Source organism: Klebsiella sp. 10982 (genome assembly GCF_048589245.1).
GTDB lineage: Bacteria > Pseudomonadota > Gammaproteobacteria > Enterobacterales > Enterobacteriaceae > Klebsiella > Klebsiella quasivariicola.
Genome location: NZ_JBMAXV010000012.1, coordinates 34,502 through 51,174, shown reverse-complemented (window position 1 = coordinate 51,174; position 16,673 = coordinate 34,502). Strand labels below are relative to the sequence as shown.

At 59.1% G+C, this 16,673-nt stretch carries 18 protein-coding genes and 1 pseudogene; 13 read left to right on the top strand and 6 right to left on the bottom strand.

All coding sequences use genetic code 11. The annotated features are described in order from the left end of the window. Nucleotides 1-43: 43 nt before the first annotated feature. From dacD to cobT, 6 genes are all read left to right on the top strand, one after another. Nucleotides 44-1,207, top strand: a complete 1,164-nt coding sequence (gene dacD, locus ACKLKD_RS12125) for a serine-type D-Ala-D-Ala carboxypeptidase DacD (RefSeq protein WP_025711187.1) — start codon at nucleotides 44-46, stop codon at nucleotides 1,205-1,207. 176 nt (nucleotides 1,208-1,383) lie between these two features. Continuing rightward, the gene (sbmC, locus tag ACKLKD_RS12120; RefSeq protein ID WP_080897496.1) at nucleotides 1,384-1,857 is read left to right on the top strand and encodes a DNA gyrase inhibitor SbmC; all 474 of its coding nucleotides are present in this window, start codon (nucleotides 1,384-1,386) and stop codon (nucleotides 1,855-1,857) included. Between the two features lie 98 nt (nucleotides 1,858-1,955). After that, nucleotides 1,956-3,014 (top strand): FUSC family protein, encoded by a 1,059-nt coding sequence (locus tag ACKLKD_RS12115; RefSeq protein WP_002911885.1) that lies wholly within the window; start codon nucleotides 1,956-1,958, stop codon nucleotides 3,012-3,014. Nucleotides 3,015-3,181: 167 nt separating this feature from the next. Beyond that, nucleotides 3,182-3,505, top strand: coding sequence for a DUF496 family protein (locus ACKLKD_RS12110; RefSeq protein WP_022631342.1), 324 nt, complete (start codon nucleotides 3,182-3,184; stop codon nucleotides 3,503-3,505). A gap of 314 nt (nucleotides 3,506-3,819) precedes the next feature. Continuing rightward, nucleotides 3,820-4,560 (top strand): adenosylcobinamide-GDP ribazoletransferase, encoded by a 741-nt coding sequence (cobS, locus tag ACKLKD_RS12105; RefSeq protein ID WP_025711185.1) that lies wholly within the window; start codon nucleotides 3,820-3,822, stop codon nucleotides 4,558-4,560. 27 nt (nucleotides 4,561-4,587) lie between these two features. After that, nucleotides 4,588-5,655 carry a nicotinate-nucleotide--dimethylbenzimidazole phosphoribosyltransferase gene (gene cobT, locus ACKLKD_RS12100; protein ID WP_025711184.1) on the top strand — a complete coding sequence of 356 codons (1,068 nt, stop codon included), beginning with the start codon at nucleotides 4,588-4,590 and terminating at the stop codon, nucleotides 5,653-5,655. A 42-nt stretch (nucleotides 5,656-5,697) separates the two neighbouring features. Here the strand turns inward: cobT and ACKLKD_RS12095 are convergent, their stop codons facing one another. Next, on the bottom strand, nucleotides 5,698-6,807 hold the full coding sequence (locus ACKLKD_RS12095; protein WP_004184774.1) for an adenosylhomocysteinase: 1,110 nt from the start codon (nucleotides 6,805-6,807) through the stop codon (nucleotides 5,698-5,700). A gap of 198 nt (nucleotides 6,808-7,005) precedes the next feature. Here ACKLKD_RS12095 and ACKLKD_RS12090 point away from each other — a divergent pair, with 198 nt between their 5' ends. Beyond that, nucleotides 7,006-7,737, top strand: a complete 732-nt coding sequence (locus ACKLKD_RS12090) for an HPP family protein (protein WP_080924887.1) — start codon at nucleotides 7,006-7,008, stop codon at nucleotides 7,735-7,737. Between the two features lie 21 nt (nucleotides 7,738-7,758). Here the strand turns inward: ACKLKD_RS12090 and ACKLKD_RS12085 are convergent, their stop codons facing one another. Continuing rightward, the gene (locus ACKLKD_RS12085) at nucleotides 7,759-8,148 is read right to left on the bottom strand and encodes a tautomerase family protein (protein ID WP_004175282.1); all 390 of its coding nucleotides are present in this window, start codon (nucleotides 8,146-8,148) and stop codon (nucleotides 7,759-7,761) included. A 115-nt stretch (nucleotides 8,149-8,263) separates the two neighbouring features. On the opposite strand from ACKLKD_RS12085, the gene ACKLKD_RS12080 reads away from it, so the two are divergent. After that, a complete protein-coding gene (locus ACKLKD_RS12080; RefSeq protein WP_025711182.1) occupies nucleotides 8,264-9,220 on the top strand; it encodes a LysR family transcriptional regulator in 957 nt (318 codons plus the stop codon). On the opposite strand, the gene ACKLKD_RS12075 is transcribed toward ACKLKD_RS12080, so the two are convergent. Both ACKLKD_RS12075 and shiA read right to left on the bottom strand, forming a co-directional pair. After that, on the bottom strand, nucleotides 9,180-9,920 hold the full coding sequence (locus ACKLKD_RS12075; RefSeq protein WP_025711181.1) for a lipoyl protein ligase domain-containing protein: 741 nt from the start codon (nucleotides 9,918-9,920) through the stop codon (nucleotides 9,180-9,182). The genes ACKLKD_RS12080 and ACKLKD_RS12075 overlap by 41 nt on opposite strands. A 46-nt stretch (nucleotides 9,921-9,966) precedes the next feature. Beyond that, nucleotides 9,967-11,286: a shikimate transporter gene (shiA, locus tag ACKLKD_RS12070; protein ID WP_025711180.1), complete on the bottom strand. Its 1,320-nt coding sequence runs from the start codon at nucleotides 11,284-11,286 to the stop codon at nucleotides 9,967-9,969. Nucleotides 11,287-11,592: 306 nt separating this feature from the next. Between shiA and ACKLKD_RS12065 the strand changes: the two genes are divergently transcribed. Then, entirely contained in the window at nucleotides 11,593-12,090 is a 498-nt protein-coding gene (locus ACKLKD_RS12065) for a molybdopterin-dependent oxidoreductase (protein WP_042929064.1), read from the top strand. Nucleotides 12,091-12,100: 10 nt separating this feature from the next. After that, complete coding sequence (locus tag ACKLKD_RS12060) at nucleotides 12,101-14,011, top strand: putative bifunctional diguanylate cyclase/phosphodiesterase (protein ID WP_080924882.1); 1,911 nt, start codon at nucleotides 12,101-12,103, stop codon at nucleotides 14,009-14,011. 16 nt (nucleotides 14,012-14,027) lie between these two features. On the opposite strand, the pseudogene ACKLKD_RS12055 reads toward ACKLKD_RS12060, so the two are convergent. Continuing rightward, nucleotides 14,028-14,134: pseudogene (locus ACKLKD_RS12055) on the bottom strand (hypothetical protein). Between the two features lie 97 nt (nucleotides 14,135-14,231). Between ACKLKD_RS12055 and ACKLKD_RS12050 the strand changes: the two are divergent. Together ACKLKD_RS12050 and ACKLKD_RS12045 are read left to right on the top strand one after the other, a co-directional pair. Continuing rightward, nucleotides 14,232-14,564, top strand: a complete 333-nt coding sequence (locus ACKLKD_RS12050) for a DUF1971 domain-containing protein (RefSeq protein ID WP_080924881.1) — start codon at nucleotides 14,232-14,234, stop codon at nucleotides 14,562-14,564. Nucleotides 14,565-14,570: 6 nt separating this feature from the next. Beyond that, the gene (locus tag ACKLKD_RS12045) at nucleotides 14,571-14,906 is read left to right on the top strand and encodes a DUF1869 domain-containing protein (protein WP_025711176.1); all 336 of its coding nucleotides are present in this window, start codon (nucleotides 14,571-14,573) and stop codon (nucleotides 14,904-14,906) included. A gap of 5 nt (nucleotides 14,907-14,911) precedes the next feature. Here the strand turns inward: ACKLKD_RS12045 and ACKLKD_RS12040 are convergent, their stop codons facing one another. Beyond that, nucleotides 14,912-15,826: a LysR substrate-binding domain-containing protein gene (locus ACKLKD_RS12040; protein WP_025711175.1), complete on the bottom strand. Its 915-nt coding sequence runs from the start codon at nucleotides 15,824-15,826 to the stop codon at nucleotides 14,912-14,914. A gap of 131 nt (nucleotides 15,827-15,957) precedes the next feature. Between ACKLKD_RS12040 and ACKLKD_RS12035 the strand changes: the two genes are divergently transcribed. After that, the gene (locus ACKLKD_RS12035; RefSeq protein WP_025711174.1) at nucleotides 15,958-16,533 is read left to right on the top strand and encodes a hypothetical protein; all 576 of its coding nucleotides are present in this window, start codon (nucleotides 15,958-15,960) and stop codon (nucleotides 16,531-16,533) included. Nucleotides 16,534-16,673: the final 140 nt, after the last annotated feature.

The following is a 16,673-nucleotide window of genomic DNA, read 5'->3' as shown; positions in this document are numbered from 1 at the left end:
CCGTAAAAAGGACGGCGGATCTGTAAATCTAGAGGATATGCCGTTGAAAGGCCGTTTGTTTATTGCTGTATCTTTGCTCGCTTCGAGCGTTTCCTGCGCATTTGCCGTCGACTTACCTGCTACGGTCGCGCCGCCTTCCATTCAGGCTGGCTCCTGGGTGCTGATGGATTACACCACCGGTCAGGTCCTGACCGCGGGTAACGAACATCAGCAGCGCAATCCTGCCAGTCTGACCAAACTGATGACCGGCTACGTGGTCGATCGCGCCATCGACAGCCATCGTATCACCTTTGACGATATCGTCACCGTGGGTAAAGACGCCTGGGCGAAGGGCAACCCGGTGTTCGACGGGTCATCGCTGATGTTCTTAAAGCCAGGGGATCGCGTCAGCGTCCGCGACCTCAGCCGCGGGCTGATTGTCGACTCCGGTAACGACGCCTGCGTCGCGCTGGCCGACTATGTCGCCGGCGGCCAGCCGCAGTTTGTCGCCCTGATGAATCAGTATGTCGAAAAACTGCACCTGCGGGACACCCATTTCGAAACCGTCCACGGCCTCGACGCTCCGGGCCAGCACAGTTCGGCCTATGACCTCGCGGTGCTCTCGCGGGCGATTATTCATGGCGAACCTGACGTCTACCACATGTACAGCCAGAAAAGCCTGACGTGGAACGGGATCACCCAGCAAAACCGTAACGGTCTGCTGTGGGATAAAACCATGAACGTCGATGGCCTGAAAACGGGCCACACATCGGGCGCCGGGTTCAACCTGATCGCCTCGGCGGTGGATGGCCAGCGCCGGCTGATCGCCGTGGTGATGGGGGCGGACAGTCCGAAAGGCCGCGAGCAGCAGGCCGCTAAACTGTTGCACTGGGGGCAGCAGAACTTCGACACCGTGCAGGTGCTGCAGAAGGGCCAGAAGGTCGGCAGCGAACGCATCTGGTACGGAGATAAAGAGCAGATTAAGCTCGGCACCGATCAGGATTTCTGGTTAGCGCTGCCGAAGGCGGAAGTGTCGCGGATTAAAGCGAAATATGTGCTGGATAAGAAGGATCTGGAGGCGCCGATCGCCGCCAACCAGCGGGTCGGCGAGATTTCGCTGTATGACGGCGACAAGGTGGTGGGGCACTATCCGCTGGTCACCCTCGAAAGCATCAATAAAGGCGGGGTGTTCTCGCGAATGAGCGATTACCTGCACCACGAGCTGTAACCATGATAACCGCCTCTTTGCAGGCGGTTTTTTTACGTCTGTCGCTCCTGCTGGCGGGGCGCCTGTTTTTTCAGCAGTGTGATGGCGACTCTGTGAATTCGCGCACATACTGAGGGGGGATCTCCTGTTAAATTAACTGTATATTAATACAGTCCTTTATTTCCAAAGGAGGCAAGATGAACTACAGCGTCACCACCCTCGGCAAGAAAACCATTGCCGGTTTCCATCTGGTCGGGCCCTGGGATCAAACGGTCAAGCAGGGGTTTGAGCAACTGATGATGTGGGTTGAGAACCATCAGGTGCCCGCCCGTGAATGGCTTGCCGTCTACTACGATAACCCGGAGGAAGTGCCGGCGGAAAAACTGCGCTGCGCGACAGCGGTCACCGTGGATGAGGATTATGTCATTCCCGCCAACAGCGAAGGGGTGATCCTGGCGGCGATTGCCGGCGGGGATTACGCCTGCGCCCGCGCGCGGGTGGTGGATTACGACTTCGCCACCCCGTGGATGCAGTTTTTTGACAGCCTGCAGCAGAGCACGGCGTATCGCATCGCCCCCCAGCCCTGCTTTGAGGTCTATCTTAACGACGGCAACCACGACGGCTACTGGGATATCGACATGTATGTTCCCGTTGAGCGCGTCGCGTCGTAGCGGTTTACCCCTGTTTCGGACAAGGTTTTTTACATTCCCGGCATGCTCCGGGCGAAAAAGCAGTTACAATTGGCCTTTTCGTTTTGCCGGAGAGGGTTGTGCGCGCTGATAAATCACTCAAGCCATTTGAGATCCGCTTGTATCGCCATTATCGGGTGGTGCATGGTGTGCGGATTGCGCTGGCCTTTGTGCTCACCTTTTTGCTGGTGCGGCTGCTGAACGTGCCTGAGGGAACCTGGCCTCTCATCACTCTGGTGGTGGTGATGGGGCCGATCTCCTTCTGGGGTAACGTCGTGCCGCGGGCGTTTCAGCGTATCGGCGGCACGATCCTCGGTTCGGCGCTGGGGCTGGTGGCGCTGAAGCTTGAGCTCATCTCTCTGCCGCTGATGGTCCTCTGGTGCGCGGCGGCGATGTTCCTCTGCGGCTGGCTGGCGCTGGGCAAGAAACCCTATCAGGCGCTGCTGATCGGCATTACTCTGTCGGTGGTGGTCGGGGCGCCGCCCGGCGATATGCATACCGCGCTGTGGCGAAGCGGCGATGTGATCTTCGGCTCGCTGCTGGCGATGCTGTTTACCGGCATCTGGCCGCAGCGGGCGTTCATCCACTGGCGCATCCAGATGGCCAGCTATGTCACCAACTTTAACCGCCTCTACCAGGCCGGCTTCTCGCCAAATCTGGTGGATCGACCGCGGCTGGAAAAGCATCTCCAGCAGGCGCTGAACGACGTGGTTAAAATGCGCGGGCTGATCACCCCCGCCAGCAAAGAGACGCACATCCAGAAGGCGATCTTCGAGGCTATCCAGACCGTCAGCCGCAACCTCGTCTGCATGCTGGAGCTGCAGATCAACGCCTGGTGGGCAACGCGTCCGGGTCACTTTGTGATGCTCAATGCGCACACCCTGCGGGAGACGCAGCAGATGACCCAGCAGACGCTGTTGTCCATCGCCCACGCGCTGTACGAAGGGAACCCTCAGCCTGTGCGCGCCAACAATGAAAAGCTGACTGAGATCGTCCTCGAACTGCGCCAGCTGCTGAAAGAGCAGGGTGATGACGGCCTGGCGGAAACCCCGGTCCATGGCTATGTTTGGCTCTCAATCGAACTGGCGCGCCAGCTGGAGCTGCTCTCGCATCTGATCTGCCGCGCGTTGCGCAAATAAACACCAGATGCACCGGGTAACCACATGGGTTGTTTCGATTCAGCAGCGTTTAGGGTTATGATAAACGCAAAGGAAAAAACATTGTCATCAGCGGCTGCTAGCAGTTATGTTAGCCCTATAACGCAGTCGCTTTACGAATCCGAATCTCAATTATTAGGGGTGTAAAAATGGAAACAACTAAGCCTTCTTTCCAGGACGTACTGGAGTTTGTTCGTCTGTACCGTCGTAAGAACAAACTGCAGCGTGAAATTCAGGACGTTGAGAAAAAGATCCGTGATAACCAGAAGCGCGTTCTGCTGCTGGACAACCTCAGCGACTACATCAAACCGGGCATGAGCGTGGAAGCCATCCAGGGCATCATCGCCAGCATGAAGAGCGATTACGAAGATCGCGTTGATGATTACATCATCAAAAATGCCGAGCTGTCCAAAGAGCGCCGCGACATCTCGAAAAAACTGAAAGTGATGGGCGAAGCCAAAGTCGAAAGCTAAACCCTGCCGGTCCGGCGGCGGTCAGCGTCGCCGGGCTGTTCCGCGTTTCCCTCTCTTCCCTGCTTTTTTCTGCGAAAACTTTGTTCCGGCAACTGCCTCTCCTCACCGACACTTTGCTATACTGGCCCGCGAAAAACGTATTGATATCGGAAAGGTTTCTCTCATCCTGGCCGGGCATCTGACGCAGCGGCGTCAGGGCGATATCTCAACACCTCTCACCTCTCCGACGATCGATTCGCCAGAAGACAAACTCAGGTGCTGACCGGGCGCGACAGAACTCTTCCGCTGCTTTCGCCGACAGGAGTCAACCTCACGTGATTAAGTCATTCTTTGCTGCACTCTCGTTTATCAGCCGCCTGCCGGTCCCGGCGCGGTTATCTCAGGGCCTGGAGATCGAACAGTACCAGCGCAGTATCGTCACCTTTCCGCTGGTCGGTTTACTGCTTGGCGCCATCGCCGGCGCGGTGGCGCTCCTCCTGCATCCGTGGTGCGGCGTCCCGCTGGCGGCGCTGTTCGGCGTGCTGGCGCTGGCGCTGCTCACCGGCGGATTCCATCTTGACGGGCTGGCTGATACCTGCGACGGCATTTTCTCCGCCCGCACCCGCGATCGGATGCTGGAGATCATGCGCGACAGCCGGCTGGGCACCCACGGCGGGCTGGCGCTGATCTTCGTACTGGTAGCGAAAGTGCTGGCGATCGGCGAGCTGCTGCTGCGTGATATCCACCCCATCGCAGCCCTGGCGGCGGCCTGCGCCGTCGGTCGCGGGATGGCGGTGCTGCTGATGTATCGTCATCGCTATGCGCGGGAAAAGGGGCTGGGCAATCTGTTTATCGGCAAAATTAGCCTGCAGCAGACGCTGGTGACGATGGCGATGGCGATCGCGCTGGCCACCGCCCTGCTGGGGCTGCAGGGGCTGCGCGCCGCGCTGATCACCCTGGTGCTGATCTGGGGTCTGGGATGGGCGCTGAAGCGAACCCTCGGCGGGCAGACCGGAGATACCCTCGGGGCGGCGATTGAGCTGGGCGAATTACTCTTTTTACTGGCGCTGCTGTAAGGCCTGACGCCAACGGTGAGGAACAGAATGGAAACACTTTCGGCGTTACTGGCTGCCATTCCGCAGCCCGATGTGGCGGGCATGGCGCGCGCTCAGCAGCATGTAGATGGCCTGTTAAAGCCGCCCGGCAGTCTTGGCCGTCTGGAGACGCTGGCGGTGCAGCTGGCCGGTCTGCCTGGCTTGCAGGGGCAGCTGGCGCTGGCGGAGAAAGCGATCGTGGTCATGTGCGCCGACCATGGCGTCTGGCATGAAGGCGTGACCCCTTCGCCGCAGGGGGTGACGGCCATTCATGCCGGCAATATGGTGCGGGGCAACACCGGCGTCTGCGTGCTGGCGGCGCAGGCCGGGGCCAGGGTGCAGGTAGTGGATGTCGGCATCGATGCCGACCCGCTGCCGGGCCTGATTAACCTCAAAGTGGCCCGCGGTAGCGGGAATATCGCCCGGACGGCGGCGATGAGCCGCCAGCAGGCGGAGACGGTGCTGCTGGCCAGCATGCATCTCACCCGCCAGCTCGCTGCCGACGGGGTGAAAGCCTTCGGCGTCGGCGAACTGGGAATGGCCAATACCACCCCGGCCGCAGCGACGATCAGTGTCCTGACGGGCAGCGACCCTGACGCGGTGGTGGGCTGTGGGGCTAATCTGCCGCTGGCGCAGCGGGGCCATAAGGTGGCGGTGGTGCGCCAGGCGATAGCCCATAATCAGCCGAACCCGGCGGACGGGCTGGATGTCCTGGCGAAGGTGGGGGGTTACGATCTGGTGGGCATGACCGGGGTGATCCTCGGGGCGGCCTCCTGTGGCCTGCCGGTGGTGCTGGATGGCTTCCTCTCCTATGCCTCTGCCCTGGCCGCCTGCCGCATGGCCCCGTCGGCGCACCCTTATCTTATTCCTTCACACCTGTCGGCGGAGAAAGGAGCGCAGATCGCCCTCGACGCGCTGGGTCTGCGGCCGTATCTCGATATGGACATGCGCCTGGGAGAGGGCAGCGGCGCCGCGCTGGCGATGCACCTGTTGGATGCCGCCAGCGTGATGTACAACCAGATGGGAACGCTGGCGCAGAGCAATATTGTGTTGCCCGATAGCGCGCCGTCATCCTGATGGTAAAGCGCATCGTCCCGCGATGGGGGCGATGCGCCGGGTTTACAGGGCCTGCTGCCAGACCGCCTGGGGTAGGAGATAAACCTTCGCCGGGGCGCGCATGCCGTCGGTGACAATATGGCGGATGCCGCTGGCCATCACCGCCAGGGTGACGTCAAAGGCGTTCAGGCTATCGCCGAAGCCAGCGGTCAGATTGAGCATCGAACCATTGGCCAGCAGATAGACGGTTTTGTCGGCCATGCGGTAGGCGTTGATATACGGCATCACCTCTTCCTGGGGGTACTGGCGCAGGTACTCGCCGTCGATCTCTTCCGCCACGTGGCCGACGTTAAGGATAAATACTCCCGCTTTCGCCCGGTCCAGCGCCTGGCGATTAACCACGTTTTTACCGCCTGTCGCTGTGGCCACCACGTCCGCCGAGGCGATTGCCTCCTGGAGGTCCACCACGTGCCAGCCGTCGTAGGCCGCCTGCAGACGGCGGGCAGGATCGATCTCCGCCACCATCACCTGACCGCCAAAAGCTTTCGCCGCCGCCGCGACGCCCTGGCCGACCAGGCCGTAGCCGATCACCAGCACTTTTTTCTCATGCAGGGTGAGGTGAGTGGTCTGGAAGAAGGTGTGCCAGGCGGTGAGACCGACCATATGGCGGTTGTGCAGCCCCTCTTTTACCGGCAGATCGTCCCAGTTAAAGATCGGATAGCCTGGCTGAATATCCCCCAGCCGATTGACGCCCGAGCCGGTGGCTTCCAGACCCGCCACGATGTTCCCAAACTCGCCGCGCTGGTGGAGCAGGGTGGTGATATCGGCGCCCATCTCGCACAGGTGAGTGGGCTGCCAGGCAATCGCTTTTTCCCATGACTGTTGCCAGTCGGCATCGCTCATATTGCGCCACGCGCAGGCCTCGGCGCCGCGCTCCACCAGCCAGGCCACCACGTCGTCCTGCACGGTGGTGGGGTTACAGGTGGTTAAAAAGACCTGAGCGCCCTTGTCGAGGATCCCCTGCACCAGCGGGATCATTTTCATGTCGAGGTGCATACAGCAGGCCAGACGCACGCCGCTGAGGTCGGGCAGCGCGGCGACCTGACGCAGGGTACGCGGCATATTCTGGCTGGCCCATGCCACTTCTTTCGCTAAAGAGATTTTATTATTCACTGGGTTATGACCTTCAATTCGCAAAAGGGGTATCCCCCTGACCGAAAAGGGATTCTATCAGCCCCCGCGAGAATTCACAGCACAATGCCGTCGGACATCGCCGCCCGCGCTATCCCCTGCGAAAGACAGGGTTGTTAATTTAAGGTTAAAAAAAGAAAATAAAATATAAGTAATTCCTATGATTTGAGCGATGAAGCGATGTTGAGTGTTATTCCTGCGGGGCTGTTTTCACGGCTGCGGATTTTCCTTGGCCGCCTGAAGCCGCACGCGCTGCCGGTGGCCCGCCGGCATATCGTGCTGGGATCCATTGGCGCCGGCACCGGACTGGCGGTGACCAGCATGTTCAGCCACTGGCTGCTCGGCGAAGTCAATCTGTGGTTTATTGCCCCGATGGGGGCCTCGGCGGTACTCCTGTTTGGCGTACCGAGCAGCCCGCTGGCGCAGCCGTGGTCGATTGTCGGCGGCAACGTGCTGTCGGCGCTGATCGGCGTCACGGTCGGTATGCTGGTCCCCGATGCGGCGCTGGCCTGCGGTCTGGCGGCGGCTCTGGCGATCGCCGGGATGTATTTTCTGCGCTGTCTGCATCCCCCCGGCGGCGCGGTGGCCCTGACGGCGATCCTCGGCGGCGCCGGGGTGCACAGCGAAGGCTATCACTTTGTGCTGACCCCGGTGCTCCTCAACTCGCTGATGCTGGCGCTGCTGGCTATTGTGTTTAATAACCTGGTTGGCCGCCGTTATCCGCATCCGCTGGCGGCAGAGGAGGTCAAATCCAGGGCGGTGCCGCTGGGTATTTCGGTCACCCGGGAAGATATTCACGCCGCGCTGCTGGAAGGCCAGTTCCTCGACATTGATGAAGACGATGTCCAGGAGTTGCTGGAGAATATCGAGCAGCAGGCGCGGCAGCGCATCGCGACGGCAGCCCGCCGCTAAGGGCGTACAGCGGGCTGCGGATTACAGATCGCCGGTAAGATACTGCGCGACCCCGCGGCCAAAGCTCCAGTCGCCTTTCTGGTTACTGATAATCGACACCATCAGATCATCGCCGCTCAGGCCGCAGTGTTCCGCCAGCTCCTCCTGCAAAATGGCGAAGAAGCGCTGCTTCTGCGCCTCGCTGCGCGGGCTGGTATAGACCCGCACCACCACCAGATCCCGCGTGCGGGTCAGTCCGAGGCCGGTATCTTCAATCACCATATGGTGGGCTTTGTTTTCATGAACAATCTGGTAACGGTCGCGTTCTGGTACCTCGAAGGCGCGTAGCACGGCGCGATGGGCGGCATCCAGCAGGGTTTTGACCTCCTGTTCCGTACGGCCTTCAATCAGGTCAAATGTCAGTAATGGCATGCAGGTGCTCCTTATCGTTAGGGAATAATGATGGGCTCAACAAGATGCTAGCCGATGCCGCCGTCGGCAAAAACCGCTATAGTTGAATACATTGTTTTTACTGGTGAACAATCACATGAGCGAGAGTCGTCCGGAGAGTTACTGGCTCCATCTGTACTGGCTGACGGTGCTGGAAGAACAAAAAAGCTATACCCGGGCCGCGGAAAAGCTGGGGATCAGCAAGTCGGCTATCAGCCAGAAAATCAGCGAGCTGGAGCGGGTGATCGGTAAAACCCTCGTCCATCGCACCACCCGCAGCGTGAGCCTCAGCGACGACGGACTGCGGCTGGTGGCGGAACTCAACGAGCCGTTTGGTCAGTTGCGGGATATTTTCACCGTCGCCTGCGATGAGGGCGGGCCGCTGCGGGGAACGCTGCGCCTGACCGCGCCGGTGGCCTTTTCCCGCCAGCAGCTGGTCCCGGCGATCGCGCCGTTTTTGCATCAGCATCCCCAGCTGCATTTGCAGCTGGAGGTGACCGACCGGCTGGTCTCTCTGGCCAGCGAAGGGTTCGATCTTGCCATCCGCCACTGTCGGCGCGAGGCGTTCCCGGACACCCACGTCGCCTGGCCGCTGTGTCACACTGCGACGCTGATCGTGGCGTCCGCCGACTATATTCGCCGCCATGGCCGCCCGGAGACCCCCGACGATCTGCGCCACCACCAGTGCCTGACCTATCCCCGCGGGCCACAGCGCCCGCAGTGGACGTTCACCTCCCGCCAGACGCCCGATGCACGGGTGACGATCAACGTGCAGGGGCCGTTCGCTACGAATAACAGCGAGTCGCTACGTGATGCGGTGCTGGCGGGGCTGGGGGTGGCGCTGCTGCCGGATTTCAGCGCCCGGGAGGCCATCGGTCGCGGGCTGGTGCAGGAGCTGCTGCCGGCGTGGCAGCCGGTGGAGGTGTTTGCCGATAAGCTGTACGTCATCCGGCCCTATACCCCGCGCGTGTCGCGCGCGGTGGAAACCTTCAGCCGCTACCTGAAAGCGACCTTCAGCGAGCCGCGTCCAGCTCCCGCGCCAGCGCCTCGCTAAAGCGGGGAAGCAGATGGCGCTCGCCGGGAAGCCGTTGTGCGAGGGTGATGGTTTTGTCGGCGCAATAGACCCGCTCGCTGCCGAGCTGCGCTTCGAAGGCGTTTGCCGCCTGATGCGCCGCGGTAAGATCAGCGTCAATAAGGATCACCGCATGGGCCAGCACGACATGGCCGCGGCCTGCCGCCAGCGGCCGCCAGTACTGGGCGGTGCCAACAATCTTGCGCGCCGCCTCGCCCTCTCCGCAGGCGAGGTTGTACCGGCCATCGCAAAAGGAACCGTTTACCGCCCGGGCGTGGCTGGCAACGCCGAAGCGCGCCAGGGTACGCTGCAGCACAGCGCACAGCGAGTGATAGATAGGTTCGGCGGCCTCGCCGAGCGGCTGCTGCACCGGCCAGGCGAGGCTAAGGTTGATAATACCCGGCCCCTGGGGTACCAGACCGCCCCCGGAGCGGCGGAGCCATACCGGCCAGCCGCGCGCGGCAAAATGCGCGCTGACCGCCGGCAGATCCGCAAACTGACGATAGCTCCCCGGCACCACAAATCCCTGCGGTGCCTGCCAGAGCTGGGCGACGGCTTCCCCGGCGCAGGCTTTGGCAAACAGCGGCTGTTCCGCCTGGGTGGGGTCCTCGCAAAACTGCAGCGCCAGCGAGGAGGGGGTAAAACGGCGAGGCCAGCAGTCGGCCAGCGATAACAGAGACATGCATTCTCCTTACCGGAGGGCGCGGGTCACGCCCTCCGCTTGTGGGTCAGTGGACGGTCTGTTTTTTCATCAGCAGGGCGGTGAGCGCCGACAGCAGGCATCCCGCGGTCAGATAGAGGGCCACGCTGTGCCATGAACCGCCGGAGAAGGTGACCAGCGCCGCGGCGATAAACGGCGTAAAACCGCCGCCGACCACGCTCGCCACCTGGTAGCCGACGCCGGCGCCGCTATAGCGATAGCTGGCGCCGAACAGCTCGGTAAACATCGGCTGCTGGACGCAGACCACCATATCATGGGCGATATTGGCCAGCATCAGGGCGAAGAACAGGATCCAGAAAACAGACTGACTCTCCAGCGCCATAAAGAACGGAAAACCGCTCAGCGTGCCGATCAGCGCGCCGGTGATATAGATCCGTCGGCGACCAAAGCGGTCTGCCAGCCAGGCGAAGCAGGGGATAGTCAGGCAGCTAAGACCGCCCACCAGCAGGCCGATGTTGAGAAACAGCTCGCGCGACAGGCCGAGGTTTTGCGTGGAATAGTTGAGGGCGAAGGCGGTGACGATATACATCGTCAGCAGTTCGCACAGCCGCAGGGCGATAATCAGTAAAAACGCTCCCGGATGGCGAAGCAGGGCTTCCACCACCGGTAGTCGCTTTTTCTCCGGCTGAAGGTTGGCCTGGCTCTGCTGCGCTTCAAATTCCTGCGATTCCGCCATGCCGTTACGGATCCACAGCGCAATAAGGACCAGCACCACGCTGAACAGGAACGGTAAGCGCCAGCCCCAGTTGAGGAACTGCTCGTCGGTGGTCAGGCTGCTGATCAGCGATACCAGTCCGGTGGAGAGCAGCAGGCCGACGCCGTAACCCACCTGCACCCCGCTGCTGTAAAAGGCTTTTTTCCCTTTCGGCGCATTTTCGACGGAGAGCAGCGCGGCGCCGCCCCATTCGCCGCCGACGGCGAATCCCTGAACCGCACGCAGGAACACCAGCAGCACCGGCGCCCACCAGCCGATCTGGTTGAACGAGGGGAGCAGGCCGATGCAGGCAGTGGCGATACCCATCATCCAGACGGTCATCATCAGCATCCGTTTCCGCCCGAGGCGATCGCCGAAGTGGCCAAAAATAATTCCGCCGAGCGGGCGAAAAAGAAACCCAACGCCGAAGGTGGCAAAGGCGGCAAGCGTTCCCATCGCCGGGCCGATTTGCGGGAAAAATTCGCGGTTGAACACCAGCGCGGCGGTAATGCCATAGAGAAGAAAATCGTACCAGTCGACCACGGCGCCGGCAAAACTGCCCCATGCCGCCCGACGGGCGCGATGCAGTGCATCCGCTGGCTCGGCGGGCTGCACGCTTATTGTTGAATCCATACCCTGTCCTGTCAGTCACGTAATTTGTCGTTATTGGAATGAGACGCTTTTACCCTGGCGCCTGTCCTGAGACTACCGTGCCGTGCCGGTTCAGGAAAGCGATTTGCATGGCAAAAAACAGAATGGTGCAAAAAATAAGCGACTGGAATGGCGGGCGAAATCACAACCTGTGGTAAACATTCTGGCAATTTGCCCACCAGCTTATACTTTTAATTAAATCAACGGATAGCAAAGAGGGACATCTTTTAAGAATTGACGTAAATGGTTTACACTTAACACGTCTCCTTCTCTGGAATGGTGAGTTAAATGCGTTTACTTCTTGCAGTTTTATTTTGTTCTGTGATGTTACCTTCTGCTTACGCTGAAAAACTGCCTGCGCCGACAGGAAAACCTGTGCTGACCATTTCCGGAAAAATCGGAAATACAAACGTCGGTGACAAGGCCGTTTTTGATCTCGCGATGCTGGAAAAACTGGGGATGAAGACAGTGGAAACCACGACCCCCTGGTACACCGGCAAGGTTCGTTTTGACGGCATTCCCCTTAATAAACTCATGGATTTAGTCGGCGCGAAAGGCACATCTGCCCGCGTGCTGGCGCTGAACGACTACACGACCATTATCCCGATGGATGATTTTTATAAATTCCCGGTCATTATGGCGTTAAAAATGAACGGCGAATATATGCGTATTCGAGATAAAGGCCCATTATTTATCGTCTACCCTTACGACAGTAGTGCTGAATTACAGAACCAGATCTATTATTCCCGATCGGCCTGGCAAGTTTCAAAGATTATTATAGAATAAGGGTTGGATCTTGAATCGAATACTCACGGCTATTATTTTGTCGTTATTTGTTGTTACCGGATATATAACTTATCTGGTGCATGAGCGACAAAGTGAGTTGCAAAAATTTACCCGTTATACGGACTCGTGGTCCATGTCGCAGATGGTGTCGGAATATATGCGGCTGGAGTCCCGACTGGCGGGAATGGCGATTGGGGCCGAAGGGGCGGACCACGATGAGGTGCGCCTGCGCCTGGAGATCATGATGAGCCAGATCGAACTCCTGCAGCAGGGCGATCTGGGTAAATTTATTAATAAAAGCGAGCAGCGAAAGACGGTTGTCGCCACGCTGATCCGCAATCTCCATCAGCTTGATAAACAGGTTGATACCATGACGCCGGCGCAGGTTAAACAGATCCTGCCGGTGTTAAGCGAGCTGGACGGTCCCCTGACCTCAATGGCCGCCGCCACGCTGACGCAAGATATTAATATCGTTAATGTCACGCATGATAAAATTCAGCATCTCTATTATATCTACTCGGTGATCTCCATTCTGCTGATCGCCATGTGTATTACCCTGGGTTTGCTGATGCTGCGGCAGAATAATAACCTGCGTCGCGCCCATGTTCGTATGAAGACCCTGGCCAACGATCTGCAGATCTCAAAAGAGAAGCTGCAGGTGCAGAACCGCCGTCTCCAGTACGATGCCTACCATGATTCACTAACCGGCATGCCCAACCGCCTCTCTTTCTGGCAACGACTGCAGGAGATCGTCAATCAGGTGCGTCCTTATAAGGGATGCGCCGTGGTGATGCTTTTTGACCTCGACAGCTTTAAGGATGTGAACGACACCCTCGGCCATGATGCTGGCGATAAGCTGCTGCAGGATCTGGCCAGTCGTCTCTCCTTTTTTCGTAAAACCACCGAGACGCTGTATCGCCTCGGCGGGGATGAGTTCGCGATGCTCTCTTACGATCTGACCGAAGAGATGGCCCTTGAGCGGGCCAATGTTATCCGCGAAAAAATCAGCCAGCCCTATCAGATCTATGATGCGCAAATTAATATCGACGCCTGCATTGGGATCGTGATTTCAGACGGCGAAAGCCGTACCGATTATTTGTACAAATGTGCCGACCTCGCGCTGTATGAGGCGAAAAAAGAGGGCAGCGGGCATGTGCAAATTTTCCGACCCGGGATGCTGCAACGTTTGCAGGAGAATAAATCGTTCGAAGACGATCTGCTGCTCGCGTTGGCCCATGACGAATTCAAAGTTTACTACCAGCCGATCGCCGATACCGTTACCCGCGAAATCTATGGTTATGAAGCGCTGGTTCGCTGGTTTCATCCGGTACGCGGCGCCGTGCCGCCGACGGTATTTATTCCGGTGGCAGAGAAAATCGGCCTGATTAATGCCCTTGGTGAGTGGGTACTGAAGACCGCCTGTGCCGAAGCGGCCAGCTGGGCGACGCCGCTCAAGGTCTCGGTTAACGTTTCACCTATTCAGCTGATGAACACCTCGCTGACTGACACCATTATCAGTGTGCTGCAGCAAACCGGCCTCGATCCGCGACGCCTGGATCTGGAGATCACCGAATCCGATGTCTTCAACGAGAACACCCGCTCGCTGGAAATTCTCAGCCAGCTGCGTGAGCAGGGCATTCAGATCTCCATTGATGACTTTGGAACCGGTTATTCCTCCCTGTCGCGCCTAAGCTACTTCCCGTTCGACAAAATTAAAATCGATCGCTCGTTTGTTATTAATATTCCGGCGCAAAAAGACGATCTCGATATCGTTCGTCTGATTATCAGTATGGGAAAGAGCCTGCATATGCGTATTGTGGCGGAAGGCGTGGAAACCGAAGAACAGTTGACCTCGCTGCAGGCGCTGGGGTGTGATCTGGTCCAGGGGTATTTAATCGGTAAGCCAAGTCCACTGCGCTAGCAACTCCCGAACACGTTTATATTATTATTCCGGGTGATTTCAGGATCCTGAAATCGCTTTTTTATTTAAACGTGTCGCTAATCCCTGAGGGGTATAAAAAGGGGTAGGGGTAAAATTCGACAATAAAATAATATCCTCAACGTTTAAAAGAGGTATATGATATGCATCATATAGGCTATTTCTGACCGCCTCGTTTGCGGCGGTAAAGTGAGGCACCATCATGCAGCGAATCATTATTCCCACCCATTACGTTCACACCCGCAGCACGCCGCTGTGGACCAAAGAGACCGCCCCGGCCTCTATCTGGCGCCGCCATCTGGATGCCGGCACCCGACAGGGGGTTTACCCTCGTCTTTCGGTGATGCAGGGGGCGATCCGCTATCTCGGCTATGCCGATGAAACCAGCCCCGATCCTGTGGAAACCCTGACCATTGAAGCTGGACAGTTTGGCGTCTTTCCGCCGGAAAAATGGCACTGTATTGAGGCGCTCACCGAAGACACGGTGTTTAATGTCGACTTTTACGTTGATCCGCAAATACTCATAGAGGGATAAAAAGAGATGACCAGTGAAAATAAAGGCTATGCTTTAGCGCTGGAAAACTGCCAGCTACACCAGAAGCGTGAAAAAATATTCCTCAAACCGATGGCGCTGTATATTCCGCAGCAGGCAGTGGAGGCCGTTAATAGTCTGCTGAATGACCTGCCGGGTGGCAATGAACAAGGAGAGTGGGTATTGACCGTCACCAATAATAATAACGGCGTCTCGGTCGATAAAACCTTTTCCTCGCGCACAGCGCTAGGCGATCCGTCCACTGCCGCCGATGCCGTGAAAGATCTGATCAATATCGTCCGCGGTTATGAGTCCGATGAAGAGACCAACGTCTGCGGCTGGTAGATCCGCTACGCCTCTGCCGGGTGACTATCGTTGCCCGACGCCATCTGGCCGACCAGCCACTCCCGCAGAGCGATAATATCCGCCCGCTGCGCTGCCGCTTCGGTAGTGACCAGGTAGTAGCGGGCGCCCGGTAACGCGTTGCTGAACGGCGCGGACAATACGCCGCGCTGCAGCAGATCCCGCGCCAGCAGTTCGCTGGCAATGACCGCCCCCTGACCGGCCACCGCCGCCTGCAGGGCATGCGTCTCATCGCTGAAGGTTAACCCCGCATCACTAGTCAGCGTCGGCGGTCCATAGCGACGGCGCCAGTTCTCCCAGGTGGGTGAATCGGCTGGCACATGCCGGTTGGCGACGTGAAACAGCGTCACCTGCGCCAGATCCTCAGGCCGGACGAGGCCCAGCGACGGACTGGCGACTACGATAAAACGATCCTCATACAGCAGCGTGCAGCACAGCGCCGTCTCCGGCGTTTCGCGATAGCGAATCGCCGCATCCACCGTGCCCAGATGCAGATCCACCCGTTCGACGCTGGTGTGTAGCCGCAGGTCGATGGCTGGAAAGCGGGCGGTAAAATCCGCCAGCCGTGGCACCAGCCAGTGGGTGAGGAAATTGGAGGTGGTGGTGACGGTTAAGGATGGCGGCTGGCGGGACTGCGCGATCTGCACAATCGCCTGTTCCAGGGCGCTAAAAGCGCGCTGCGTAGCGGCGTAGAGGATCTCGCCATCAGCGGTCAAACTGACCCCCTGGGCACTACGCTCGCAGACCCGGCACTCCAGCACCGATTCCAGCAGTTTGATCTGATGGCTGACTGCCGTCGCGCTGACGCCGAGTGCTTCAGCGGCCTGTTTAAAACTGCGATGGCGTGCAACGGCATGAAAGGCGCGCAGCGCCCCCAGCGGCGGCAGACGGGGTGTTCTCATGGCTGAGTTTTTCTCATCTATGGCTGAAAACTATGCGTTTGTGTGTCTCCGTATAGTGGCGATAGGCTACGGGCATGTAAAGACAACGGCATGAATTAAATTCATGTCGTTTAACGTGTCAGGAGCGAAATATGCGTGTTTTAAGCCATTACACCACCGCGGACACTGCGGAGATGATTGACCCACGCGGTCGCGCCATTGCCCTCAGCGTGGTGTTTGCCGCTGGCGCCTTACTGATAAACATGACTCCCGTGATCGGAATTGTCGGTAGTCTGACGCTGCTTGCGCTTCTGATTGCGGCCTTTGGTGCCGGATGGGGATTCGCGCGCAGCCTGCCCTGGCTTTATCGGGCGCCTCTGGCGACGATGCGTTGGGCCTTCTTTTTGTCAGCGACCGGCTGGTTGCTGGCACTGGTGGCCTGGTATGGTGGACAGGACTGGCCGGGACTGCTGCCCGGTGTGGCGTTCGGCGGGGCCGGTGCGGCGACTGCCTGGCGCGTTAGCGCAGGTTGGGCGAGTCCGGCGACTGGCCGGGTCAGTGGCGCCACACTGCTGAGCGTGGCGGTGGCCATTGCGGCGACGCTGCTGACCTGGCACACCGCCGGGGCAGGACGCAGCGGCGTGTGCTTTGCTTTCGCGGTACTGCTGGACTGGGCGCTGCTCGGCGCGCTGATCGTCCGTATTCGCCAGCAGGAGAGTGCGGCGTAGCGGCAAGCGAGGGCTGCAACGGGGGCCAGTCAAGCGAGACGGGAACGTTGTCCGACGAGGCGGTAAATATCTTCTACACTGTTACAGACATCACATTCCTGTGCGGCCAGCACCTCTGCCGGTCGCCATCGGCATTCAGC